Below are 24,499 nucleotides of genomic sequence, written 5' to 3'. Positions count from 1 at the left end.
GTTTACGGCGGGGCTGGAAGGCATGGGCGGCAAGTGCGTGCAGGCTGCATCGGCGGATGATGTACTGCCGCTGATCCGCGAACGTTTCGGCGCGGACGCCTCGATCTGCTCGGCAACGCCCGAGGTGCCGGGTACACGTCCTCTGACCGCCGATACGCCACCGGTTTCGCTGCAGGACGTCGACGTGGGCGTCGTGCGGGCGCGGTTCGGGGTCGCGGAGACCGGCTCCGTGTGGTTCAGTGAGCAGGAATACGTGGTGAATGCGTTGGGTTATATCGTGCAGCACCTTATTGTGCTGCTCGATCCGGCGCAGCTCATAGATGGGCTGCAGGACGTGTACCGCCGGCCGGACTTTCGCAACGCACGCTATGCGGCGCTAGTGACGGGACCGTCGGCCACGGCGGATATCGAAGGCGTGCTGATTCGCGGCGCTCAAGGCGTGCGATCGTTGACCGTGGTGTGGCTCACGCCGGCCTGACGCCGCCTAGCGAATTACCCGCGGCGTGGTGCGCAGACTCTTCATGGTCAGCATGGCCAGCGTCCCGGTCACGATGGCCGTGAAGAGATACAGACCACCCGGACCCGCCAGCGCCATCAACGCCGACGCGAGGGTCGGCCCCGCGCTCGCGCCGAGCGAAAAGATCAGCAGTAACCCCGCACTCACCGAGATACGCTGGTCCGCCGGGATGCAATCGTTGACGTAGGAGGTCACCACACCGTACAGCGAGAACACCACGCTCACGTACACATATCCCAGCGCTTCGACCAGGCTGCCGACACGCAGAACGAAGAGCAGCAGACTGCAGGTGGTAGCGAGCGCGGTGATCGCCACAATGATGGTGCGCCGGTCGAACAGATCGGCGAGCCGCGCAACGGGCCACTGCGGCAAAAGTGCAGCGAGTAGTGCGAAACCCATGAAATGCGACACGTCGGGCACCGTATAGCCGAGCCGTCGCATGAATATCGGCTGCATCGTATAGAAGCCGCTATTGAGCAAGCCGGCAGCCAGGCATCCATACACGCCAAGCGGCGCCCACTTGTAGACCGTGCTCAAGCCCGACAAGCCGCGTGCAAGACGCGAGCCGCCGCCGCTCGCGTGGGCCTCGGTGGCGGGTGGCACCGGGGCATTGCCTGCCAGCGCAACCGGGATCAACGAAGCCGAAAACAACGCGCTGACCACGCTGAAAAGCGCGAACCCGGCCGGGTCGGCAATGCCGATCAAAAACTGCCCAGTGCCGACTCCGAGATAGTTGGTGATCAGATACGCTGAAAACACGCGACCGCGTTGCGCGTTGGTGGCCACCTGATGTAGCCAGCTTTCGACCACCGTAAAAATCCCCACGAGGCAAAAGCCCATCACAAAGCGCAAACCGGCCCAGATGGCTGGGGCGTCCCAGGCGGCATAGCCGAGCGCGCAGCAGGATGATACGGCGGCAAACGTGACAAACGCCCGGTGATGGCCGACACGGCTAATCAGCCCGCCGCCCCACAAAGCGCCGACCATGAAGCCGACGTAATACGCCGACTGCACAACGCCGACAATCAACGACGGCGTTTGCTGCTGGATGAGTCGCAGCGAGATCAGGGTGCCGAGCAAGCCATTGCCCATGATCAGGATCGCGTAGCCCAATAGCAGGATGGCGGTGGCTTGCAGGCTGTTGGCCGGTTTCGCCAGATTGCTCGCTGGTTGGGTCGGCGTTTGGGCGGGCGGTTCAAGCGTGCCGCCCACGATCGGCGCGACCGGGCGGCTGACGGATTCGTTGAGCGTGGGTGCGCAAGGCTGGCTGGCCGATTCGCGGGTCCAGGATTCGTTGGCCGTTTTCATTGAGAGCGTCGGGTGCCAGACATGGATGGGCGGTGCTTGGACTTTAGTGAGTGGACGTGATGGACGCTGTGGGCAAAGGCGACATGCGGTTGGCCAAGGGCGACCTTTTTTGCAGCGTGACGATGGGCGGATAAGTACAACGGACGCGGTGTCCATGGTGACGCAAGAGCAGGGCTGGGAGCAATTGGCGCAATTTATAGAATTGACGCCGTGTACGGCGGACTATGGCCATTCAGCGAGCATGTCGCCGAAGCTGCTGCGTTGCACAAAAGTTGACTCAAGACACCCTACGGACTAACCCGAATGCAAAAAAGTATCAGTTTGCAGTCTTATTTTTAGTGGTGAAATGGCTGCGACAGGGCTAACTTTCGGTTATGGCGGCGCGAGATACGATCTTCGCGAACAGCCCAAAAAAACAAGATCGGATCAGGAGGCAGACAGATGCACACCAGTCGGAGCGCCACGGCGCGCACGGACGTCAGCTACAACGGCGGCCGCCGCGTCAAAATCGACCAGCCCGATCTGGAACTGGTCGCCGTACCGCGTGACGAGTCCTTCAAGGTGTGGTCGCATGGCTATCCCTATCGCACGGTGCGCTGGCACTTCCATCCTGAATACGAAATTCAGCTCGTTACCTCGACGACGGGCAGATATTTTGTAGGCGATTACATCGGCAACTTCGCGCCGGGCAATCTTGTGATGACGGGATCGAATCTGCCGCACAACTGGGTCAGCAATGTTCCCCATGGCGACCGCGTGGACGAACGCTGCCTGATCCTGCAGTTCGACACTGGTTTTATCGAACGCGCTATCGAGGTTTTTCCAGAACTCAAGCGCGTCGAAGCGTTGCTCGATGCATCACGGTGGGGTGTGCTGTTCTCCGAGAAAACCGGCACGGCGGCTGAACCGATCATGCGGGAGATGCTGGGCGCGCAGGGCATGCGGCGAATCACGCTGTTTCTTGCGTTGCTCGACCTGCTGGTCCAAAGCGCGGAGCCGGTGAAACTGGCCAGCGCCGCTTATCGTGCTGACCCGGCGCACTATGCCGAGACGCGTATCAATCACGTGCTTTCGTTTATTGGCAAAAACCTGTCGCAGGAGTTGCGCGAAACGGAGTTGGCCGAACTCGCCGGGCAGAGCGTCAGCGCATTCTCACGCTATTTCCGTCGTCACACCGGCGTGCCGTTCGTGCAATACGTGAACCGGCTACGCATTAATCTCGCCTGCCAGTTGCTGATGTCCGGCGAACTGAATATCACCGATATTTGTTACCAGGTCGGCTTTAATAATCTGTCGAATTTTAATCGCCAGTTTCTGTTGTTAAAGGAAATGCCGCCCTCGCGATGGCGCGCCTATCAGCAGCTCAATGCTGCCAGCGCCGCTGAATCATCCGACGCCACGCCTGCCCTGGAAGCGTTCGGCTAGCGTCTGTTTGCATGAGTAATCCGCAGAACGCGGTGCCCGTAAAGAGCACCGCGCTGGGTGAACTCACCCTTGCGGTTTGTTTTGAAACGGTATTGAACCAGAAGCCTCACCCGCGGCTCAACCACGGCAGTCACTGCGCCGGGATTTTTCTAATAAATGGAGACACTCGATGACCCGACTTTCGAACCAACTAATCGGCGCCAGCGCGCTCAGCGTGAGTCTGTTGAGCAGCACGGCTGCAATGGCCGCGCCCAGCGGCACGGTCGCCTTTCTGATGCCTGACCAGGCCTCCACGCGCTACGAACAGCACGACTTCCCGGGCTTCAAGGCCGAAATGAGCAAGCTCTGCCCCGACTGCAAGGTGCTCTATCAGAACGCCAATGCTGACGTCGCGACGCAGCAGCAACAGTTCAACTCGGTGATCGCGCAAGGCGCCAAGGTGATCGTGCTTGATCCAGTGGACTCGACCGCCGCCGCCTCTTTGGTCCATATGGCGCAGGGCCAGGGCATCAAGGTGATTGCCTATGACCGGCCCGTTCCTTCGACGCCGGCCAATTACTACGTGTCGTTCGACAACGAAGGCATCGGCAAGGCCATCGCGCAATCGCTCGTCGAGCATCTGAAGGAAACCAACGTGCCGACCAGCAAGGGCGGCGTGCTGGAGGTCAACGGTTCGCCGACCGATGCGGCTGCGGGCCTGATCAAAAAGGGCATTCACGCTGGTTTGCAGGGTAGCGGCTACAAAACGCTGGCCGAATACGACACGCCGGACTGGGCGCCGCCGAAGGCCCAGCAGTGGGTGAGCGGCCAGATCACGCGCTTTGGCTCGCAGATTGTCGGTGTCGTGGCCGCCAACGACGGCACGGGCGGCGGCGCGGTCGCAGCCTTCAAGGCGGCCGGCGTCAACCCGGTGCCGCCGGTGACCGGCAACGACGCGACCCTTGCTGGGCTGCAACTGATCATCGCCGGCGACGAGTACAACACGATCCTGAAGCCCAGCGAGATCGTCGCGGCAGCGGCTGCGAAAGTGGCGGTCGGCTTCCTGAACGGCCAGACCCCGAAGGGCGAGACGACGCTCTTCAATACGCCGACGCAGCTCTTCAAGCCGGCGGTCATCACGGCAAAGAACCTCAAGGCCGAGGTGGTCGACAAGGGCTTCGCGAACGCCAAGGATCTGTGCACCGACCGCTATGCCGAAGGCTGCAAGAAACTGGGCATCACGAACTGATCCGGCGCAACGCTGGATGGACCCGGCTCGTGCCGGGTCCCGCTACTTTTTATGAGGTATCCGTCCCATGACTGACAACTCCACTACACGGTCCGGCCCCGGCGAACTGGTGCTGAGCCTGCGCGGCGTCTCGAAGCACTTCGGAGCGGTCTCGGCCCTGACGGACATCGAGCTCGACGTGCATGCCGGCGAAGTGGTCGCCCTGGTGGGCGACAACGGCGCCGGGAAATCAACGCTGGTTAAGGTGCTCGCCGGTGTCCATCAACCCAGCACCGGCACCATCACTTTCCGGGGCCAGGAAGTGACTTTGTCCGATCCGGGCACCGCGCTTGATCTGGGCATCGCCACGGTGTTCCAGGATCTCGCACTGTGCGAAAACCTGGATGTCGTTGCGAACATCTATCTCGGTCGCGAACTGAGTCCGCTGCGACTCGACGAGGTCGAGATGGAGGTGAAAGCCTGGACGCTGCTCAACGAGCTGTCGGCCCGCATCCCGAGCGTGCGCGACGTGGTCGCCTCGCTCTCGGGCGGGCAGCGGCAGACTGTGGCCATCGCGCGTTCGCTGTTGCTCGATCCGAAGCTGATCATGCTCGACGAACCGACTGCCGCGCTCGGCGTGGCGCAGACCGCCGAGGTGCTGAACCTGATCGAACGGGTACGCGACCGCGGCCACGCGGTCATCATGATCAGCCACAACATGGAGGACGTGCGTGCGGTTGCGGACCGGATCGTGGTGCTGCGGCTTGGCCGCAACAACGGCGTCTTCTATCCCGACTCGTCGAATCAAGAGCTGGTCGCCGCGATTACCGGCGCCACCGAGAACGCTGTCTCGCGTCGCGCCGGGCGGCGCCAGGCCGAGCAGGGCGCCTAGTCAAAGGAACGATCATGAGCAAAGAAATGCAAGGCGCTCCGCAGCCTGAACCGCAAGGGGCCGCAAAGCCGTCCACACTGCTTGACCGCAGCGATGTGCGCGTGAAACACGCCACTGGGATCGGTGGCACCGTGTCGGCGTTTGTCGACCGGGTACGCTCGGGCGATCTGGGATCGCTGCCGGTTGTTGCAGGGTTGGTCATCATCTGGACCGTGTTTACCGTCCTGAACCCGGTGTTCCTCTCGGCCGACAACATGGTGAACCTGCTGTTCGACTGCTCGACGGTCGGCGTGATTTCGCTGGGAATTGTCTGCGTGCTGATGGTGGGGCAGATCGACTTGTCGGTGGGCTCGATGAGCGGTTTCGCTTCGGCCCTCGTCGGCATGCTGTGGGTCAACCACGGCTGGCCGGTGTTGCTGGCGATCATCGTCGCCATCGTGGTCGGCGCGGTCGTGGGCGCAATCTACGCACTGTTGCTCAACCGGCTTGGCATGCCGAGCTTCGTCGCGACGCTGGCGGGCTTGCTCGCCATCCTCGGGATGCAGCTTTACGTGTTGGGTGCGACCGGGTCGATCAACCTGCCGTACGACTCGGCGATGGTGAACCTTGGCCAACTCATCATCATCCCCGCCGCCATCTCCTACCTCATTGCGCTGGTGCCGGGTGGCGTGATGCTGGCGCTTGGGCTGCGCACGCGTGAGCGCCGGCAGGCGTCGAACCTCTCCGCGCCCTCGGTAGGGAGCCTGCTGGTGCGCAGCGCGGCCATCACCATCCTGCTGGAGATCGTGGTCGCCTACCTCAACCGGGGACGAGGCGTTCCGTTGATGTTTGGTCTCTTCCTCGGTATCGCGGTGGCAATGGACTATGCGCTGAAGAGAACGCGCTGGGGTCGCTCGATGCATGCGGTCGGCGGCAATCACGAGGCGGCGCGGCGGGCCGGGATCAAGGTCGACGCGATCTACACCAGCGCGTTTGTGCTGTGCGCGAGTCTTGCCGCGTTGGGTGGCGTGCTGACGGCGGCGCGGCTCGCTTCGGCCAGTCAGCAGGCGGGCACCGGCGACGTGAATCTGAACGCGATCGCGGCGGCCGTGATTGGCGGCACCAGCCTGTTTGGTGGACGAGGCAGCGCGTATTCGGCGGTGCTCGGCATTATCGTGATCCAGTCAATCGCCAGTGGGCTGACGCTGCTCAATCTGTCGTCCTCGTTGCGCTTCATGATCACCGGCGCGGTGCTGGCGATTGCGGTGATTGTCGACTCGCTTGCACGGCAGTCGCGTGTTTCACATGGCCGGGCGTAGTTCCAGAATTTGCAATAACAAATTTGCATGGGACTGGCGTAAGCGCTAAAGCGCCAACGCCAGTCGACACAGGAGAGCAACAAATGAGTGATTCGATGAAAGGAAAGGTTGCCGCCATCACCGGTGCGGCATCGGGAATCGGCCTCGAATGCGCGCGGACACTGCTAGCGGAAGGCGCCAAGGTCGTTCTGGTCGACCGCGCAAAGGAGCGGCTCGAGCAACTGTGCGCCGAACTCGGTCCGAACGCGTTCCCGCTCGTCGTTGATCTGCTGCAACCGGCAGAGGTATCCGGAATGCTGCCGAAGATCGTTGGCCTCGCCGGCGGTCTCGACATCTTCCATGCGAACGCCGGTGCATATGTTGGCGGTGAAGTGGTGAACGGTAATCCAGACGAATGGGACCGTGTGCTGAACCTGAACATCAACGCCGCGTTTCGCTCGGTTCACGCTGTTTTGCCCCATATGGTCGCGCAAAAGTCGGGCGACATCATCTTCACCAGTTCGATTGCGGGCATGGTTCCGGTTGTGTGGGAGCCGATTTACACGGCCTCCAAATTCGCGGTACAGGCCTTCGTCCACACGACCCGGCGCCAGGTAGCCAAACATGGTGTGCGGGTAGGCGCGGTGCTACCGGGCCCGGTCGTCACGGCACTGCTCGACGACTGGCCCAAGGCGAAGATGGAGGAAGCACTCGCCAACGGCAGCCTGATGCAACCGAAGGAAGTCGCCGATTCAGTCCTCTTCATGTTGACGCGGCCACGCAACGTGACAATCCGCGATCTCGTGATACTTCCCAACAGCGTCGATCTTTGAAATGCGTCACCGACGCGGGCGCGCTGCGGCGCGCCATCTGCGCCGGAACGCCTCGTTTGATGGACAATGAGCAGACCTTGAGCCGACGTAAAGCAGGCAACGAACTATGACCTCAGAAAATCCGACCTCCGGCGCGCCGGGCCGCGCGCGCTATGTGATTGGCGTGGACGTGGGCACGGGCAGCGCCCGAGCCGGCGTCTTCGACCTCGCGGGCCAAATGGTGGGCTCGGCAAAACATGACATCACCCTGTTTCATGCGAGCGGCTCGATTGTTGAGCAGTCGAGCGGCGAGATCTGGAACGCCGTCTGCCATTGCGTGAAAAATGCGCTGGCGCAGGCTGCGGTATCGCCCGATCAGGTGGCGGGTATCGGCTTTGACGCCACCTGCTCGCTCGTCGTGCTAGGCGAGGGCGGTCGTTCCTTACCCGTAGGTCCCTCCGAACAGGCCGAGCGCGACATCATCGTATGGATGGACCACCGCGCCGTGGAGCAGGCCGAGCGCATCAACGCGACGGGCCACGAGGTGTTGAAATTTGTCGGCGGCAAGATCTCGCCGGAGATGGAGACGCCGAAGCTGCTGTGGCTCCTCGAGAACAGGCCGAGCGTCTTTGAGGCAGCGTGGCAGTTCTTCGATCTGACTGACTACCTGACGTGGCGTGCGACAGGGGATCTGGCCAGATCCACCTGCACGGTCACCTGCAAATGGACCTATCTCGCGCACGAACGGCGCTGGGACGAGAGCTACTTCCGCAGCGTGGGCCTGGGTGTGCTGGCGGACGAAGGCTTTGAGCGCATCGGCCAGCGCGTCGTCGATGCGGGAACGCCGCTTGGAAGTGGACTGACTGAGAACGCTGCTGCGGAGCTCGGCCTGCGAAGCGGTACACCCGTCGCCACCGGCGTGATTGATGCCCACGCCGGCGGGATCGGCACGGTAGGCGCGGATGGCGACCCCGAGGGCTGCCTCGGTTACGTCTTCGGTACCTCGTCGTGCACGATGACCACCACGCGCAGCCCGGTCTTCGTGCCGGGCGTGTGGGGGCCTTATTTCTCGGCGATGGTGCCGGATGCATGGCTGAACGAGGGTGGTCAATCTGTCGCCGGCGCGGCGATTGAACGACTGCTTTCCCTGCATCCTGCGACGCCTGACGCGCGCCGTCGTGCGGAGAGTGAAGGGCAGTCGCTGCCGGCGATGCTCGCCGGCCTCGCAGCACAGGCGGTGGAATCGACGGATGGCTTGTCAGGGGTAGTGATGCTGGCCAAAGGCCTGCATGTCGTCCCAGAGTTCCTTGGCAACCGGGCCCCGTTCGCCGATCCCCACGCCAGAGCCGTAATTGCCGGACTTGGAATGGACGACGATCTGGACAGTCTGGTCGCGCTTTACGTGGCTGGCGTGTGCAGTATCGGCTACGGCCTTCGGCAGATCATCGAAGCGCAAGCGGCAGCCGGTGCGCCGATCGAACGCGTGGTAATCAGCGGCGGCGCTGGGAGACTCGATCTGATCCGTCAACTGCTCGCCGATGCAACCGGCAAGCCCGTGCTGGCCACCCAGGCTGAAGAGCCGGTGTTACTGGGCGCGGCGATGCTAGGTGGCGTGGCCGGCGGGGCGTTTGGCGATGTGCGCTCGGCGATGTCGCAGATGTCGCAGATCAATCAGGTTTATGAGCCGGATGCGGGCGAAGTGGCGGCATTGCATGACGCCAGGTATCGGGCTTTCACGCAGTTGCAGGAGGTTGCGAGGGAGATTCGTTGACGTGCACACACGCCGGTGTGAATCGAAACATTACTCACAACGCACCGTCGTCGCATCCTTTCTCTCCACCGTTAGATTAACCGTGCGAGCAGTAGCCGGCCGGGTTCGATGACGCGTCCCGGCCGGCACCGTCAACATCTGGCCAGCACGCAATTCAACCGACCCGTCTTCGAACTCGATGATAAGGACTCCTTCGACGGTGATAAACGTCTCATCAGATTCCGGATGCACATGCCAGAAGTACGGCGCGTCCATCACGCTGAGATGAATGTCGTGATCGTTCGCCGTGGTCAGAACCCGGTTCATATATCCATTACGCACTTCGTTCGCCGCGGCGTGAAAATCGATGGGTTGGATCATTTTGTCTCCTTCGATGAGTTGACTCTTTGAGTCCAGCCTAACGCGTCGAGCCCGAAGCACCAAGCTACGAATATTCACACGTATGTGAGGTGAATTCACGCAGCGGGCTTTCGGCGCAACCCGCTGCCACTTGTCATCGTCTACTCAACGACACCGACCAGATCTTCAATGTCCTTCTCGATACGCATCTGCGCCTCTCGTACGGCGGCATCGCGCGAGTTGGCAACGAACGGGAGCATAAAGCCGGATCCTTTGAATTGCGCCTCGAAGTGCACCCATGCCGCATACGCGCAAACACCCGAAGCCTTTTGCACGAGATTGACCGTTACGTCGTAGGTGCGTTGCATGCCATGCTTGCGGGTGTATCGAAAACGGTTCAAGACGGGTTTATGCATGTTAGTTCCTTGCCTGGGTGGGGCTGCTTTTGCCGATTGCACTGAGTGATGATTTGATTCGGATTTGCTTGGGCGATAGACGGCAACTACTTCCAGCGCATGTGCCGTATGCCGCTACGCGTTGCTAACTTTTTGCGGCCTCGTTCGAACTGGGCGACTCGCCGAAAGGGCAGCGAGGCATGGGTACCCCTTCCACAAAAGCACTTGCACAGCGCACGGCAAACTCGTAAGCGCAGGTTTGGCTTGCGAACTGACCGAGATCACCTAACGAAGTGGATTCGCCGTCTTCCTTCAAAATGCAGGCGCGTGCTACGAACGTGTTGCCATTCCTGATGGTCGACGCCTGAATTGCTGCGCCACGATGAAACAGAACCATTGCGTGCCCTCGAATCTCGAATGATGGAAAGGTTATTGTAATGTTGTCAATTCTTGTTGTGGTGACTGTTACCTTTCCACATAAGGCGCTTAACTGAAGGTCGTCAATTTGAGCGCGGTCATCTGGCGCGCCAGCAGCAAACTCGCAGAGGCAACCGGGGAAGAAAGGAAGCGCGAGCGGGAGTATCGTGTGCGACAGGCACGCCGTACTGAGGAGGCCACCATGAACGACGCCCAACGACTCGCCGCCTTGCGCATCGTTTTGATTGTTGTGGGTCTGATCACCCTGTTTGCGGTCTGGCCGCTGATGATCCTCTGGCCGTCCGGTTGGACATGGCACAGCGGCCATTCCGACTACCCGCTGATGATCGTCGGCATCTACGCGACGCTGGGCGTTTTCCTGCTGAAGGCGTCGCGCGATCCGATGAAACATCTGAGCCTGATCTGGTTCACGGTGTGGTCGAGCGTCGTGCATGGCGCGATCATGGCCGTGCAGTCCTTCGGCATGGAGATGGACGGGATGCAACATTTCGGCCACCTAGTCGGCGATGTGCCTGCGCTGTTTATCATCGCGGCGGCGCTGGCTTTCTTGACGCCGCGCGGCGACAAAGCGCGCTCGCTCGCACGCATGCCGCTTTAGCTTAGCCGCCAGGCTTACTGCCGAGCGGGCGTAAGGATCAATCAACGACCGCTGTTCGACCGACTGCTTGCGCAGTTGTCGATCAATCTCACGAAGCTGTTCCATCTGCCTCTTCAGCTTGTCGATCTTCTCCTGCAATCGTCGACGCGGCCTCAATTCCCGGAGGCTGCGTGCTGTCCACAGTCTCGAGGATCGATTCATCCCATCAGCAACGCTGAATGCTCAATGAGTTTCTTAATCTCCAAGGCCGTCGTGACAGACGCAGGCTCGTTGCGGCACTGCTTCGCAGCATTTGAACGCTCAGCCGAGGTCGTTTGAGAGTGCATCCGTGACGTAAAAGCTCCAAATGGAGAAAAGTACTTGATTTATTGCTCTATAATAAGTATCTTCATTTGAAGATAAATGGTGGGACCTCTACTGTGCCTGCGTGGATCAACGGGGGATCGAGGTCTGATGCAGCCTGGAATGAACTGCTAGCCGGTTTTGAAGCAGAGGAAGTGCAGGAAATGATTCGCTTACTAACCAAAAATGCTGCGTGCTATGTGATTGTCCAAAGCGCACAGCAGCATCATTGCATCGGGGAATGAATGAAGTCCAGGTCAATCACGGTGACGGCGCTCGCCATGCTGCTGCTAAGCGCATGCGTCGCTGTCCCTGATGCCCCTCAGCAGGTGGTGCAGTCCCGCGCCGATCAGCTGGGTTTGGCTACGCAGGGCGCGTCAATCGGTGAGCGTTGGTGGGAGTCGTTCGGCGATCCGCAACTCGGTCGATTGATCGATGAAGCACTGAAAAGCAATCCTAACCTTGAGGCTGCGCTCGCAAGGGTGCGTGCCGCCGACGCGACAGTTAGCGCGCAGCACGCCGCCGAACTTCCTCAGGTGTCGGCGGATGGACAGGTGCTTAATCAGCGCTTTAGCGGAACGTACTTGATCCCACCACCAGACGCTGGCACCACGCGATGGATACCAACGGTTCAGTCCAACCTCGATTGGGATCTCGATCTGTTTGGCCGGCAGAGGGCGATCGTCGCGATGGCCCGCTCAGATGCCGAAGCGGCGGGGCTGGACGCTGCCGAAGCCCGCTTGATCCTTTCTACCAGTATCGCGCAGACCTATATTGGACTGGCGAGGGCACATCAATTGATTCAGGTGACTCATGGCTTTGTGAAGACACGTGAGGATGGCCTGGCATTGGTACAAAGCAAGGCGAGATACTCGTTGTCCAGTGAGTTCGACGAACGCACGGCCGAAACCTTGCTCGCCGAGGCGCGGCAGGCTGAGTTGAGGGCGACCGAGCAACGGGATCTGCTGATCCATGCGCTCGCTGCGCTAGTCGGGCGCGGAGCGGATTTTTATCCAACGATAAGCGCGCCGACCCTCGCACTAGATAAACCGCCGGTGGTTCCTGACGCGCTGCCTGCGGATCTGCTCGGCCGAAGACCGGATCTGCTGGCCGGCCAGGCACGCATCAATGCAGCGGTATCGGGTGAGAAGGTGGCGCGGACGGATTTATTGCCGAATGTCGATCTTCGGGCACTCGCCGGACTTGCGTCGATAGGCTTCGGGAATTTCTTTAGCGCTGGGGCCGCGACCTATGGTGGCGGGGTCGCCATCCACGTGCCGATATTCGAAGGGGGCAGACTGCGCGCGCAATATCGTCGCGCCAGCGCGGATCTCGACGTCGCTGTGGCGAACTACAACGATGCTGTATTGCGAGCCGTGCACGAATCGGCTGATGCCTTGACCAGAGTCCACGCGAACGATTCCGACGTCGCCCAGCAAGACCGCATCGTGGCTGGGCTGCGCGACACCGTACGTCTGGACGCCGTTCGCACGTCGACGGGACTCGGGTCGAAACTGGATGCCATTGATAGTGGATTTCGTCTTCTTGAAGCCGAACAGGAACGCGTCAATTTGCAGGCAGAAGCCATGACCCGGCGCGTACAACTGATCGCTGCCCTTGGCGGCGGATATATCTCTAACCCATCGACTGCGACGACTTCCTCGTCGGGCAAATCACTGTGACTGAAAAAACGCTGACGGTCGGTACGGCCCGACCCAACTTCACCCCTGACGTCAAACAACCCGGTGACATCACGAGACTCCAGATCCGGCGGCGGCTGTTCATGGCTTTCGGACTCTTCGTGGGTATCGCAGCCATCGCTTATCTGGCCACGCGATGGTTTGCGCCACCATCCGAGGATACAGACGACGCATACGTGGGTGGCAATATCGTCTCAGTGACCGCGCGTGAGGCCGGTACGGTTCTCGCACTCCATGCGGATAACACGCAGCGCGTGCTTCGCGGACAACCCTTGATCGAGCTCGACCCGGCCATGGCCAACGTGCAGCTTGATGCGGCCGAGGCTGCACTTGGACGCGCGGTTCGTGCGGTTCGCGTCAATTCCGCACAGGTAGACGAGACGGGCGCTGAAATCGCGCAGGCCGAAGCGGACCTGTCAAAGGCGGAGAACGATTACACAAGGCGCAAGGCGGCAGCGGCAGCAGGCGCAATTTCAGGTGAAGAACTGAGCCACGCGGCCGACGCAGTGACGACGAGTCGCGCGGCTCTCAATCTGGCGCGGGCGCGGCAAGCGCAGGCCACCAGCACGTTGTCCGGGACGACGCTCGAAACTAACCCGCAAGTGCTGGGCGCGATCGCCGAAGTGCGGAGGGCGGCTATCGACGCCAGCTACATGCAGATCGTGGCCCCTTTGTCTGGTGAGGTAGCGCAACGCACCGTGCAGCTTGGTCAAAAGGTGGCGGCGGGTACGCCTCTGATGGCGGTGGTGCCGCTCGACAGCGTATGGGTCGACGCAAATTTCCGCGAGACTCAGCTTGCGGATCTACGTGTAGGGCAGCCTGCCACCATTACCACTGATGTCTATGGCGGGAAGATTGTGTTCCATGGCCATGTTGCAGGCCTGGGCGCTGGCAGCGGCAATGCGTTCTCTCTGCTGCCGCCGCAGAATGCGACTGGGAACTGGATCAAGATTGTTCAACGGGTGCCGGTGAGAATCGCACTTGATCCCGCGGAGCTGGAAAAGAAGCCGCTGAGAGTGGGTTTGTCGGTCGACGTGGAGATCGAAACAGCAGATCAGTCAGGATCGTTTGTGGCTAAAAGCGCGCCGCCGGCCGGAGGCGAAGTGGCAAGCCTCGACGGCGGCCCGAAGGTGGAAGAACGCATCCGCGAAATCATCGCGGAGAATGCGGGGCGCCAGCCATGAGTGCCGCGACCAGCACTGGTGCGATGCCTGCGCCGCTCGCAGGCATCGCCTTGGGTCTAGCGTCCGTTGCGCTCGCGCTCGGCAGTTTCATGCAGGTGCTCGACTCGACCATCGCCAATGTATCGCTTCCGACTATCGCCGGGAATCTTGGCGTGAGTACCGATAGCGGCACCTGGGTGATTACATCGTTCGCTGTCGCCAATGGCGTCACGGTGCCGCTGACCGGTTGGTTGATGGGTCGCTTCGGCGTGGTCCGGACCTTCGCCGCAGCGGTACTCGCATTCAGTATCGCGTCGTTCCTTTGCGGTATCGCCTGGAGTCTGCCGTCGCTTATTGCGTTCCGTATTTTGCAGGGTGCGGTGTCGGGCCCGATGGTTCCAGGCAGCCAGGCGCTGCTGATTGCAATCTTTCCTCCGCACAAGCGCTCAACGGCTCTTGGCATCTGGTCGATGACAGCGATGTCCGCTCCTGTTCTTGGCCCGGTGGTAGGCGGGTACATCTCCGATAATTATCATTGGGGATGGATTTTCTTGATCAACCTGCCCGTCGGATTGGTGTCGGGTCTGGTGACATGGAAATTCCTTGCGAAGCGTGAGACACCCACGCGCAAGATACCCATCGATAAAGTGGGGTTGGGCCTGCTCGTGTTCTGGGTGTTCAGCCTGCAAACGTTGTTCGATCTGGGCAAAGACCGTGACTGGTTCAACAACACGCTGATTGTTGTTCTGGCGATCTGTGCCGCATTGGGCTTTGTGGCCTGGGTGATCTGGGAACTAACGGAAAGCAGACCTGCAGTGGACTTGACGTTGTTCAAGCGGCGCAATTTCTGCTTTGGTGTTTTGGCAACCTGCCTTGGTTACGCGTTGATGTTCTCCAACAATGTCTTACTGCCACTTTGGCTGCAGCAGCAGATGGGATATACCGCAACGTGGGCGGGGTGCGTTGCGGCGCCGAGCGGGCTGGTAGCGGTGTTGATGACGACGCCGGTCGGGCGGCTGAAGGTGGATCCGCGCTGGATGGCCACAGGCTCCTTCATAGCGTACGCGGTGGGCTTCTTCATGCGTTCTCACTACACGCCGGATGCCCCTTTCTGGACGCTCACCATGCCTTTGTTCCTGCAAGGTTTCGCTCTGAGTATGTTTTTTGTGCCGCTTCTGCATATCCTGCTCGATGGAGTGCCGCCTGAGCGTGTCCCGTCTGCGACCGGAATCTCGAACTTTGCCCGCATCACATCGGGAGGCTTTGCCGCGTCGCTTATTACGACGTTCTGGGATCGGCGTGAGGCGTTGCATCAGAGCAGGCTGGTCGAATCAAGCACCAGCTTCTCGCCGATATATCGTCAGGCAATCGACCAGCTTCAGGCTCAGGGCATGAATCCATTGCAGGCTGCCGGAGCAATCATGCGACAGACCATCAATCAGGCTTACCTGTTGTCGTCGATCGACATCTTCTACGCCAGCGGCTGGATGGCGATGGCAATGGTGCTAGTGGTGTGGTTCACGCGCAGGCCTGCGCCAGCGGCGCACGTCGCGGCAGCTGACTAATCGGCGTCGTCTCGATTGCCGTGGCTGCCTGGTTCGACAACGCGTTCGATGGAGGCATGGAGCTTCGTAAGCAGGCGGATCAATTGCTCCGCCTCCTGCTTTTTGAAGTCGGCAAGAATCTCATTCCAGCTGGCGACCATGACCGGTACCCGCTCCGCATGCTTTGCCTCGCCGGATTTCGTGAGCACCAGGCGGACCACGCGTCGATCGGGAGAACTAAGGTCACGCTTTACGAACCCGATCTCTTCGAGACTGTCGATGAGTCGGGTAGTGGCCCCCGTCGCGATTCCAATCGACCGGGCCAACTCTCCGGCGGTCGTGGCCACGCCGTCACGGATCAACTTTAAAGCCGTCCACTGGACGACTGTCAACTGTTCGTCGTCGAAGAGCGAATCAACGCGTGTTACCAGCAGCTTGTGAATGCGGCGCAAAAGCCGCCCGGGCGAGCGTTCGCCTGTCAGATCTTCGGTTGTCAGTATGGCCATATCAGGGTCTCGTATTACCTGCGATTGAAGATACCATACCAGAAGAAATCGCTTCGAATGTTGTCTTCATCTGGAGGTAATACGACGGAATCGAACTCGATGAAGACAGCCCTGTTATCGAGCGCCCTCCAGCCGCGGTGTCGCCGACAGACGATGACCCCGTTCGGGTGGGCGCGATTGCTGTGAGCTTCGCTGGTGTGGCTCGCAAATGATCAGCCAGGCTGAACGCGGTCGTTCCAGCGCGGCAGTTCGTGTCGGCCAACGCGAAGATCCTGCACGCTGCTGGCCTGCGCGAGCATTTCGCTTACGTGTCGTTGGTTGTCTTTCTGACTCTGGGCAGCGACAGGAATCGCGCAAGACGGATCCGGGTACCCGCGAGGGCAGCAAGAAGCTCCTTGCCGAGCCGGCGCCGCACGCGAGAGATCTGGAAAATCAACAATGGAATCTCTCTGAGACGGCCACGAAAACCAAGAATAACAACCCGAGTTCGATGGCGCGTTTCGCGATTTACCCAATAAGTCTTGTACTCGTTGTACATCAACCGCATATCGAAGTCACGACCGTTGGCATGCGCCCACCGGGCAACGAATTCTGTCAACTGGTTGCCCACCGAATAGCGGTTGTACGCTTCGTCATAGGTGAAAATCCAGTATTCCAGGGTGCGAGGACCGACAAGGTTGATCGAGGCGCAGATTGGCACACCATCAACCTTTACAAATGCGACGAGTGGAACTGTCGCCAGGTCTGTTTGGCCGGCAAGTGCGATAAAGAAGTCCCGAACCTTGTCGTCCATCAGGTATTTCGTGTTCAGGCCACGCGTCATGGCCCAGCGCCGCTTGTTTTCAAACAACCAGTTCAAAACAGCAACGGCGTCGTCAAGCGTCGTACACCATCCAAATTCCGTGCGGCCTATCGAGTTGAGTCCCTTGCGGTAACGTCGCAGGTTCCGTCGAAGCGATTGTGAGCGCGTGTGAGCATATTCGTCCCATTCAGAGAATTCGCGCAAGGTGACCGAGTATCCGGGGACCACACTTAATCTACGTGGCAGCAGGCGCATCACCCATGACTGCGGAGCAGACTGCAGGGCCTCTTGCAACAGGCTGCCATCCTGAAGAAACGGAATTTCGAGGACGTCGGCTGGAATCCGCATGACCGCTCGAACACATTCTGCAACCACCGGCGTTGAAGGCATGCCTCTGAAAAGCGGTCCACCGTACTCTTCGTGATTTCCGCACGTTAGTACATTCGCGATGCGCAGCATGCCTGATCGCTTGACCGCAAAAGGCCATATCGCCAGTAGATGAGCGTCGTCATACACCTTGGCAACGACAACCAGTTCACCGGCGGCAAGCGCCCATGCTGCCGCAAGCTCGCAATAGCGGTAAGTCAGGCAAGGCGAATGAACCTCGGATGCAGACTCCAGTTGCTCCCATTCGAGGCGGAGCGTTCTGAACGTGTCGAGTGCTTTGACAATGTGGATTGAATATCGCCCCTGAGTTGCCCCACGAGCCGCGAATACGCCCGTTGAAAACTGGATATCCATCTTGTGTCGCCCCTGATTAGTGTTATGGGCCACCCCGGCATGCCAGCAGACTTACGCAAACACGAAGCGTCTGGTAGGGTGCCGCCACGAATTGCGTCAAACGATCAGCCACGCCAAGAATCTACCAACGGTATTATTTGGATTCCTGATTGTATGAACTTTTCATCATCCGTTGTCTGGCAATTGTAAGATGTAGGATTGCCGAAATCCCTTGGGAGTTGTCCCGATTCTTCAGGTGTATGCGTCGGTTTTTGCTATCATTACTGTATATATATACAGTGCATGCGAATGCTTCGTGGTGACAGATGCTCCCTGACGCTTCTATAGACGACCATTCCGGGGTTTCGCCGCCTTCACCCTCGTGGGCGGAAGCCACGGGAGCGGAACCGGCTTCCGATTCTGCCCGCCACTATTACCTGTTGAATTTCGAACGCGCGCTCGCCTGGCTTGGTGAACGCTACGACGACATCTTTGGCGCGGACGAACGCGCATTTCTAGTCGAATTCAGCCGCTTGCCGAAGGCGTCGCGTGCGCTGCTCGTGCGGATGCTGATGCGCAAAGGCGCATTGTTCCGGGCGAGCCGTCTGTCGTACGCGGAGATTGGTTGTCCGCTTGAGGCTGCGGAGCCGCTTGTCGCGTTGGGCTGGATCGAGGCGCAGCCGCAAGTGAGCCTGGACGAACTGTTCGCCCTCACCACGCGGCCTGAACTGCTGCAGATTTTCGCCAACACTACCGTTAGTAAGTGCAGCCGCAAGTCGGATCTGCTCGACGCATTGCGGGCCACGCACGATCACATGCGTGGTTTCGCGGACTGGTATCCACAGACCTCAGACCAGTTGTTTCGCGTGAACGTCGCGCCGTTGTGCGAGCGTCTGCGTCTGATATTTTTCGGTAATCTGCAACAAGGCTGGTCGGAGTTCGTGCTTGCCGATCTTGGCGTGTTCCAGTATGAGACCGTCGCGTTTGCTGCGTCGTCACGCGCGTTTCAGCAACGCTCGGATGTAGACGCCTATCTCGCGTTGCACGCCTGCCGGGAAGCGCTCGAGACGTTAGCCGACCCCGATCAGACGATGGCGCTCGTCGATGCAATTCAGGCCGTCGACACCATCGACAGAGGCAACGCCTGGCTGGAGACGCGCCGCGCAAAGCTGCTGTTTCGCGTCGGGCAGCATTGTGAGCGCCGGCAAGACTGGCAGGCAGCGCTCGCCGTGTATGCACGCTGCACGTGGCCGGGTGCGCGGCATCGGCGCATGCGGGTGATGGAACGCTGTGGCGATTTCGAGGCCGCGTTCGCGCTCGCCATGCTAGCCGTCGAAGCGCCGGAGAGCGAAGAGGAACGTCAGCGCGTCGCGCGCATGCTGCCGCGCCTGCAGCGGCGTCTGGGTCACCCACCTACGCGAGCAGGGAGGACGGGAACCATTGAGCGCAGTGTGCTGGTTTTGCCTCGGCCCAGCGAGCCATTCACCGTGGAATACGCAGCGCGCGACCATCTGGATTCGGCGCAAGCACCGGTCTACTATATCGAGAACGCGCTGATCAACTCGCTGTTCGGCTTGCTGTGCTGGGATGCCGTCTTTACCGCGCTGCCGGGCGCATTTTTCCATCCGTTCCAGCGCGGCCCAGCCGATCTCCATGCGCCTGATTTCCACGCCCGCCGTGCAGCGCAATTTGCAGCATGCTTCGCGCAGCTTGATAGCGGCGCGTATCGCGAGACAATCGTGCGCCACCTCGCCAGTAAGGCGGGACTGCAGTCGCCGTTCGTGTTCTGGGGCGTTCTGACGCCCGAACTGGTGACGCAGGCGCTCCATTGTTTCCCCGCGGCGCATCTGAAACTGTGGTTCGAACGGTTGCTGCGCGATATCCGCAGCAACCGTTCGGGATTGCCGGATCTGGTGCGTTTCTGGCCCGCCGAGCGGCGCTATGAACTGATCGAAGTGAAGGGGCCGGGTGATCGTCTACAGGACAATCAGATCCGTTGGCTGGATTACTGTGTCGAGCACGGCATGCCTGTGCGCGTGCTGGATGTGCGCTGGGACGACGAGTCGATTGCGTGCAGTGGCGAGGTGGCCATATGACCTACGTGGTGGCGGTGCGCGCGCTCTGCGAGTTCACGGCCCGGCGCGGCGATCTCGATCTGCGCTTCACGCCCGCACCGACGGCTCTGGAGGGAATCGCCGGCCATGCAACCGTTGCCGCTCGGCGGGCAAGCGGCTATGAAGCAGAGATCACGCTTACCGGCGTGCATCGTGAGCTGAGTGTGCGCGGTCGCGCTGATGGCTACGATGCGGCGACCAACCGGTTGGAAGAGGTCAAAACGTATCGGGGCGATCTTGATGCGATGCCCGCCAATCATCGCGTTTTGCATTGGGCCCAGGCGCTGGTCTACGGGCATTTGTTATGTCAGACGCGCGGGCTCGCCGAACTGCATGTCGCCCTCGTGTACTTCGATATTGCCAGCCAGAAAGAAACCGTGCTAACGCAGTTTCATGGCGCGGCATCGTTGAAGGATTTTTTTGTCGAGCAGTGCGAACGATTTATCGATTGGGCCATGCAGGAAGAGGCGCATCGAAGTGCGCGCAACGCTGCCTTGAGTAAGCTGGCGTTTCCGCACGGGGAGTTTCGCAGCGGTCAACGCGAACTGGCGGTGGCAGTGTATCGCGCGGCACGCGATGGTCGTGATCTGATGGCGCAAGCACCCACGGGCATTGGCAAAACACTCGCAACGATTTTTCCGTTGCTGAAGGCCTGCGCGGCGGATCAGATCGAGCGGATTTTCTTCCTGACCGCGAAAACTCCGGGACGCGCACTCGCGCTGGACGCGATCGAGACCTTGCACGCCAGTGCGAAAGCGAGCGCAGACACGGCTACGGAAGCAGCCACCCAGGCGGGCATTGAAACGAGCGATGACGCAAACAACGGCACAAGCGCAGCAGTAGACCCCAAGGTCACCGCATTACCGTTGCGTACACTCGAACTCGTGGCACGCGAGAAAGCCTGCGAACATCCCGACAAGGCCTGCCACGGCGACTCCTGTCCACTCGCACGCGGTTTCTACGACCGGCTCGATGCCGCGCGCAGTGCGGCGCTAACGGAGCGTCGTCTGGATCGGGCCACCGTTCGTACCACGGCGCTTGCCCATGACGTCTGCCCGTACTACCTCGCGCAGGAACTGGTCCGCTGGAGCGATGTCGTCGTGGGTGACTACAACTACTACTACGACAGCAGCGCCATGCTGTACGCGCTCACACAGATGAATCAGTGGCGTGTGGCGGTGCTGGTCGACGAGGCGCATAACCTGTTGGACCGGGCACGCCGCATGTACACCGCGTCGCTCGATCAAACCGCTTTCAGAGCGGCGCGCAAGAACGCACCCACGGCATTGCGCAAACCGCTTGAGCGTTTGAACCGTGAATGGAATGCGCTGAATCGCGCGCAGACTGATGCCTATACGGTGCATGCGGATGTGCCGCCGCGTTTGCTCAGTGCGGCGCAAAATCTGATCGGCGCGGTGACGGACCAGCTTGTTCAAGCGCCGCTGTCGATTGACGACGCACAACTGCGCTTCTATTTCGACGCGATGCATTTCGTGTCACTTGCCGAGCAGTTCGGCGAGCATTCAGTCTTCGATACCACACTGAATGCCGAGCGCAATGCTGGCCGAGCCGGGTTGCATTCCGGAAAAACCAGCGCAACGCTCTGCGTGCGCAATGTCATCCCCGCGCCGTTTCTCGCACCTCGCTATGCCGCAGCGCGGACGACGGTGATGTTTTCCGGCACGCTGAGCCCGCAGCATTTCTATCGCGACACACTAGGCTTGCCTGAGCAGACGGGCTGGCTCGACGTCGAAGGGCCGTTCCGTGCCGAGCAGCTACAGGTGCATGTGGCGTCACACGTCTCGACTCGCTGGCGTGACCGCGAACGGTCACTGTCGCCCATCGTCGAACTGATCGCGCAGCAATACGCCGCGCGTCCGGGCAACTATCTCGGCTTTCTCAGCAGCTTCGACTATCTGCAACGTGTGGTGGCGTTGCTACGTGAGCGGTATCCAGACGTGCCGGTCTGGACGCAGGAGCAGGGCATGGACGAGGCGGCGCGTGACGCCTTTCTGGCACGCTTTCGAACCATGGGCCGCGGCGTGGGTTTTGCCGTGCTAGGCGGAGCGTTTTCGGAGGGCGTCGACCTGGTGGGCGAGCAGTTGATTGGTGCTTTCATCGCCACCCTCGGCCTGCCGCAAATCAACGATGTCAACGAGCAGATGCGTCGCACGATGGAAGCGATGTTTGGCAGCGGCTACGACTATATGTATCTGTACCCCGGTCTGCAGAAGGTGGTCCAGGCGGCCGGACGCGTGATTCGCACCGAGCAGGATGCAGGCGTGGTGCATCTGATCGACGACCGCTACCGGCGCTCCGAGGTGCGCCGTCTGCTGCCGCGCTGGTGGCGGGTGCCATGATGTTTCAGGGCTGCAACGGTATTTTCACGCGGGGTTAACGCTTGGAAAGCTACGCGGTGAGCATCAGGCCGCAGGCGGTTTGCCTGTATCGGTTTCAGAGACGGGCGGTTTCTCTGTCTCGGACACAGGCGGTTTCTCTGCCGCAGGCTCAACCTGCGTACCGGAAGATGGCACGGGTTCACCACCGTTTCGCTCTGCGGCACCGTTGTCACCATGAATCAGCACAGTCCGTTGCGGATTGGCAATCGCAATGCCGCGCTCCTGGAATAGCTGTGCGACGCGTCGGTTGAACTCGCGCTGTACACCCCAGCGTCCGCTGTCGCGGCATTGGATCTGGCCGCTGAGCGTGATGGATGCGCCGTCTACCGAGTCGACGCCCCAGAAAGCGAAGTCCGACAGGATGCCGTCCTTGAACTGCGGGTCGTCGCGCAGGGCCGCACCGATTTCCTTGAGGGTGGCGCTCGCCCGCTCGACGTCCTCGCCATACGTGATGCTGACCTTCACCGCTGCGTTGCCGAGACCCCGATTGGTGTTGTTGACAGTCGAAACCGAACTGAACGGCACCGTGTAAAGCGAGCCGTCGCCGCCGCGCAGCCGCACGGTGCGGATCGACAGATACTCGACCGTGCCCGACACGCCGGCGAGCGTGACCCAGTCGCCCACCTGCATGGCGTTTTCCATCAGCAGGAAAATCCCGGTGATGAAATCCTGCACCAGCTTTTGCGAGCCGAAGCCGAGCGCCACGCCGAAGATACTGGCGCCGGCCAGCAACGGCCCGATGTTCACCCCCAGTTCGCTCAGCCCTGTCAGCACCACGACAAGTGCAATCACAACGAACAGGGCGCTACGCAGCATCGGCAGCAAGGTTCGCAGCCTGGCGGCGCGCACCATGTCGCCGGCGGTGGTCCACTGATGCAGACGTCGCTCCACGATCACGTTGGCTGCTTCCCAGACGAACAGCGCGACGACGGCAGCGACCCCAATGGTGACGAGCGCCGAAGCCAGCCGGTGACCGATCGTGCCGTGCCCGAACAGTGCGATCACATTTGCGCCCCATACCTGCATCAGCGCCAGTACGGTGACGACACCGATGATCCACGAGACCACGCGGCGCACCAAAGGGTAGTAGCGGTAAGCATGTTGATGTACCAGCGAATTGGCGGGCTCGCCGTCGCGGACTTCGAACATGCGGGCGAGCGCGCCGAACACGACGATCGAGACGACCCGCGCGCCAACCAGCACCGCGATTGAAATGCCGCCCAGATGAACGAGCGTGTGATAGCCATTGCGCACGTCGAGCGCCCAGACAAACCACAAGGCCATCACGAGGAAGATGCTGATGGCCGCCCACGAGTCGGCCACCGCGTTGCCGAACATCGCGAGGGAACTGCTCGCGGCAAAGCGCTTGCGGATGCGCGCGGCGACAGGGGCGCGGCATCGCACGATGAGCAGCACGATCATCACGTGGGCCACCAGCGCGACTACTTTCATGAAGGCAAGATGGGCGTCGTCGCTGAGTCCGAGTGCCAGGGCGACTTCCGCGCACGCCGAACCGGCGCCGACTACGCTGACGATCATCACCACCCAGCGCTGTGTGAACGCGGCCCAGGCGTCTCCCATCTGCAACAGACGCAAACGTGGCGCGTCCGGTTGCAGGAAGAAGCCACCGACAATCACAATGACGCGGCTCAAGACATAAATGTCGATGATCGAATCGGTTGCACGGTCTTGTGGCGTTCCGTCGGTGGTGAATACGGACATCAGCAGGCTGGCCGCGCCGACAAATACAACGAGCGGAACGAAATGGGCGAGCATCCGCAGTCCGGCGCGGGGCAAACGGCGCAGTAGCGACCAGTGACGTGCGGCGTGCCACCGGCCGGTGGCTTCGTTCGACGCCGGTTTGGTGGTTGCGGTGGGGGCGGCTCCACTATGTGCTGCCGTCTCGTTCACCGCGCTTGCAGCGGCACCTGTGCTTTCTGCGTCGGGCTCAGACTCAGGTTGCGACGGTTCGTTGAGGAACAGGTCGTAGGGGTCGATCACATGACGGGCGCCCAGCGCAAAGATCGCCTTGCGCAGCAGACGGCGCGCGAGCCATTCGAGGGCAAGCGCGGGTACGAGCGCGCCGAGCAGCGCGAGCGCGATGCCGCCCAATTCCGCGCGATGCTGCGGACTGGCCAGCAGGTCGGCCCACCAGGCCCGCACCGACGACACGTCGAGCAGCGCCGCCAGTGAGTGGCTCAGTGCTTGCGCGACCTGTACCGTCCAGTGC

At 60.8% G+C, this 24,499-nt stretch carries 19 protein-coding genes; 13 read left to right on the top strand and 6 right to left on the bottom strand.

Translation table 11 applies throughout. The annotated features are described in order from the left end of the window. A partial coding sequence (locus WCA85_RS23530; RefSeq protein ID WP_424067257.1) for a LutC/YkgG family protein occupies positions 1-478 on the top strand: 478 nt, incomplete at its 5' end. Between the two features lie 6 nt (positions 479-484). Here the strand turns inward: WCA85_RS23530 and WCA85_RS23525 are convergent. After that, positions 485-1,825, bottom strand: coding sequence for an MFS transporter (locus WCA85_RS23525; RefSeq protein ID WP_424067256.1), 1,341 nt, complete (start codon positions 1,823-1,825; stop codon positions 485-487). 441 nt (positions 1,826-2,266) lie between these two features. Here WCA85_RS23525 and WCA85_RS23520 point away from each other — a divergent pair, with 441 nt between their 5' ends. The 6 genes from WCA85_RS23520 (at position 2,267) to WCA85_RS23495 (ending at position 9,209) form a co-directional block, all read left to right on the top strand. Next, positions 2,267-3,250 carry an AraC family transcriptional regulator gene (locus tag WCA85_RS23520; RefSeq protein WP_424067255.1) on the top strand — a complete coding sequence of 328 codons (984 nt, stop codon included), beginning with the start codon at positions 2,267-2,269 and terminating at the stop codon, positions 3,248-3,250. Between the two features lie 169 nt (positions 3,251-3,419). Beyond that, positions 3,420-4,478 (top strand): sugar ABC transporter substrate-binding protein, encoded by a 1,059-nt coding sequence (locus WCA85_RS23515; RefSeq protein ID WP_424067254.1) that lies wholly within the window; start codon positions 3,420-3,422, stop codon positions 4,476-4,478. A 67-nt stretch (positions 4,479-4,545) separates the two neighbouring features. Further along, positions 4,546-5,349, top strand: coding sequence for an ATP-binding cassette domain-containing protein (locus WCA85_RS23510; RefSeq protein ID WP_424067253.1), 804 nt, complete (start codon positions 4,546-4,548; stop codon positions 5,347-5,349). A 14-nt stretch (positions 5,350-5,363) separates the two neighbouring features. Beyond that, on the top strand, positions 5,364-6,647 hold the full coding sequence (locus WCA85_RS23505) for a sugar ABC transporter permease (RefSeq protein ID WP_424067252.1): 1,284 nt from the start codon (positions 5,364-5,366) through the stop codon (positions 6,645-6,647). A gap of 83 nt (positions 6,648-6,730) precedes the next feature. Beyond that, positions 6,731-7,459 (top strand): SDR family oxidoreductase, encoded by a 729-nt coding sequence (locus tag WCA85_RS23500; RefSeq protein ID WP_424067251.1) that lies wholly within the window; start codon positions 6,731-6,733, stop codon positions 7,457-7,459. 106 nt (positions 7,460-7,565) lie between these two features. Beyond that, positions 7,566-9,209 (top strand): FGGY-family carbohydrate kinase, encoded by a 1,644-nt coding sequence (locus WCA85_RS23495; protein ID WP_424067250.1) that lies wholly within the window; start codon positions 7,566-7,568, stop codon positions 9,207-9,209. A gap of 30 nt (positions 9,210-9,239) precedes the next feature. Here WCA85_RS23495 and WCA85_RS23490 read toward each other — a convergent pair whose 3' ends face one another. Together WCA85_RS23490 and WCA85_RS23485 are read right to left on the bottom strand one after the other, a co-directional pair. Next, entirely contained in the window at positions 9,240-9,569 is a 330-nt protein-coding gene (locus WCA85_RS23490) for a cupin domain-containing protein (RefSeq protein WP_424067249.1), read from the bottom strand. Positions 9,570-9,709: 140 nt separating this feature from the next. Next, positions 9,710-9,964 carry a hypothetical protein gene (locus WCA85_RS23485; protein ID WP_424067248.1) on the bottom strand — a complete coding sequence of 85 codons (255 nt, stop codon included), beginning with the start codon at positions 9,962-9,964 and terminating at the stop codon, positions 9,710-9,712. Positions 9,965-10,562: 598 nt separating this feature from the next. Between WCA85_RS23485 and WCA85_RS23480 the strand changes: the two genes are divergently transcribed. The 4 genes from WCA85_RS23480 to WCA85_RS23465 all read left to right on the top strand — a co-directional run bounded on the left by WCA85_RS23480 (position 10,563) and on the right by WCA85_RS23465 (position 15,749). Continuing rightward, entirely contained in the window at positions 10,563-10,979 is a 417-nt protein-coding gene (locus WCA85_RS23480; protein ID WP_424067247.1) for a DUF6632 domain-containing protein, read from the top strand. Positions 10,980-11,566: 587 nt separating this feature from the next. Next, positions 11,567-13,003: an efflux transporter outer membrane subunit gene (locus WCA85_RS23475; RefSeq protein ID WP_424067246.1), complete on the top strand. Its 1,437-nt coding sequence runs from the start codon at positions 11,567-11,569 to the stop codon at positions 13,001-13,003. Then, the gene (locus WCA85_RS23470) at positions 13,000-14,205 is read left to right on the top strand and encodes an efflux RND transporter periplasmic adaptor subunit (RefSeq protein ID WP_424067245.1); all 1,206 of its coding nucleotides are present in this window, start codon (positions 13,000-13,002) and stop codon (positions 14,203-14,205) included. Before WCA85_RS23475 ends, WCA85_RS23470 begins: the two co-directional genes overlap by 4 nt. Continuing rightward, complete coding sequence (locus WCA85_RS23465; RefSeq protein ID WP_424067244.1) at positions 14,202-15,749, top strand: DHA2 family efflux MFS transporter permease subunit; 1,548 nt, start codon at positions 14,202-14,204, stop codon at positions 15,747-15,749. The genes WCA85_RS23470 and WCA85_RS23465 overlap by 4 nt, the downstream gene beginning before the upstream one ends. Here the strand turns inward: WCA85_RS23465 and WCA85_RS23460 are convergent. Next, the gene (locus WCA85_RS23460; protein ID WP_424067243.1) at positions 15,746-16,234 is read right to left on the bottom strand and encodes a MarR family winged helix-turn-helix transcriptional regulator; all 489 of its coding nucleotides are present in this window, start codon (positions 16,232-16,234) and stop codon (positions 15,746-15,748) included. The genes WCA85_RS23465 and WCA85_RS23460 overlap by 4 nt on opposite strands. Positions 16,235-16,538: 304 nt before the next feature. Beyond that, the gene (locus WCA85_RS23455; protein ID WP_424067242.1) at positions 16,539-17,777 is read right to left on the bottom strand and encodes a GNAT family N-acetyltransferase; all 1,239 of its coding nucleotides are present in this window, start codon (positions 17,775-17,777) and stop codon (positions 16,539-16,541) included. Between the two features lie 305 nt (positions 17,778-18,082). Here WCA85_RS23455 and WCA85_RS23450 point away from each other — a divergent pair, with 305 nt between their 5' ends. Both WCA85_RS23450 and WCA85_RS23445 read left to right on the top strand, forming a co-directional pair. Continuing rightward, on the top strand, positions 18,083-19,852 hold the full coding sequence (locus WCA85_RS23450; RefSeq protein ID WP_424067241.1) for a VRR-NUC domain-containing protein: 1,770 nt from the start codon (positions 18,083-18,085) through the stop codon (positions 19,850-19,852). Beyond that, entirely contained in the window at positions 19,849-22,230 is a 2,382-nt protein-coding gene (locus WCA85_RS23445; RefSeq protein ID WP_424067240.1) for a helicase C-terminal domain-containing protein, read from the top strand. The genes WCA85_RS23450 and WCA85_RS23445 overlap by 4 nt, the downstream gene beginning before the upstream one ends. 63 nt (positions 22,231-22,293) lie before the next feature. Here WCA85_RS23445 and WCA85_RS23440 read toward each other — a convergent pair. Then, on the bottom strand, positions 22,294-24,499 hold a 2,206-nt coding region (locus tag WCA85_RS23440; protein ID WP_424067239.1), incomplete at its 5' end, for a mechanosensitive ion channel family protein.

Source organism: Paraburkholderia sp. (assembly GCF_049581445.1).
In the GTDB taxonomy this organism is placed as follows: domain Bacteria; phylum Pseudomonadota; class Gammaproteobacteria; order Burkholderiales; family Burkholderiaceae; genus Paraburkholderia.
The sequence above is the reverse complement of the archived record's forward strand: the minus strand, read 5'-3'. Positions and strand labels throughout refer to the sequence as shown.

Coding starts and splice junctions, on each gene's coding strand:
- WCA85_RS23480 (WP_424067247.1), top strand. CDS start 10,563: ATGAACGACGCCCAACGACTCGCCGCCTTGCGCATCGTTTTGATTGTT.
- WCA85_RS23510 (WP_424067253.1), top strand. CDS start 4,546: ATGACTGACAACTCCACTACACGGTCCGGCCCCGGCGAACTGGTGCTG.
- WCA85_RS23450 (WP_424067241.1), top strand. CDS start 18,083: ATGCTCCCTGACGCTTCTATAGACGACCATTCCGGGGTTTCGCCGCCT.
- WCA85_RS23515 (WP_424067254.1), top strand. CDS start 3,420: ATGACCCGACTTTCGAACCAACTAATCGGCGCCAGCGCGCTCAGCGTG.
- WCA85_RS23505 (WP_424067252.1), top strand. CDS start 5,364: ATGAGCAAAGAAATGCAAGGCGCTCCGCAGCCTGAACCGCAAGGGGCC.
- WCA85_RS23475 (WP_424067246.1), top strand. CDS start 11,567: ATGAAGTCCAGGTCAATCACGGTGACGGCGCTCGCCATGCTGCTGCTA.
- WCA85_RS23500 (WP_424067251.1), top strand. CDS start 6,731: ATGAGTGATTCGATGAAAGGAAAGGTTGCCGCCATCACCGGTGCGGCA.
- WCA85_RS23490 (WP_424067249.1), bottom strand. CDS start 9,569: ATGATCCAACCCATCGATTTTCACGCCGCGGCGAACGAAGTGCGTAAT.
- WCA85_RS23460 (WP_424067243.1), bottom strand. CDS start 16,234: ATGGCCATACTGACAACCGAAGATCTGACAGGCGAACGCTCGCCCGGG.
- WCA85_RS23495 (WP_424067250.1), top strand. CDS start 7,566: ATGACCTCAGAAAATCCGACCTCCGGCGCGCCGGGCCGCGCGCGCTAT.
- WCA85_RS23455 (WP_424067242.1), bottom strand. CDS start 17,777: ATGGATATCCAGTTTTCAACGGGCGTATTCGCGGCTCGTGGGGCAACT.
- WCA85_RS23465 (WP_424067244.1), top strand. CDS start 14,202: ATGAGTGCCGCGACCAGCACTGGTGCGATGCCTGCGCCGCTCGCAGGC.
- WCA85_RS23520 (WP_424067255.1), top strand. CDS start 2,267: ATGCACACCAGTCGGAGCGCCACGGCGCGCACGGACGTCAGCTACAAC.
- WCA85_RS23445 (WP_424067240.1), top strand. CDS start 19,849: ATGACCTACGTGGTGGCGGTGCGCGCGCTCTGCGAGTTCACGGCCCGG.
- WCA85_RS23485 (WP_424067248.1), bottom strand. CDS start 9,964: ATGCATAAACCCGTCTTGAACCGTTTTCGATACACCCGCAAGCATGGC.
- WCA85_RS23525 (WP_424067256.1), bottom strand. CDS start 1,825: ATGAAAACGGCCAACGAATCCTGGACCCGCGAATCGGCCAGCCAGCCT.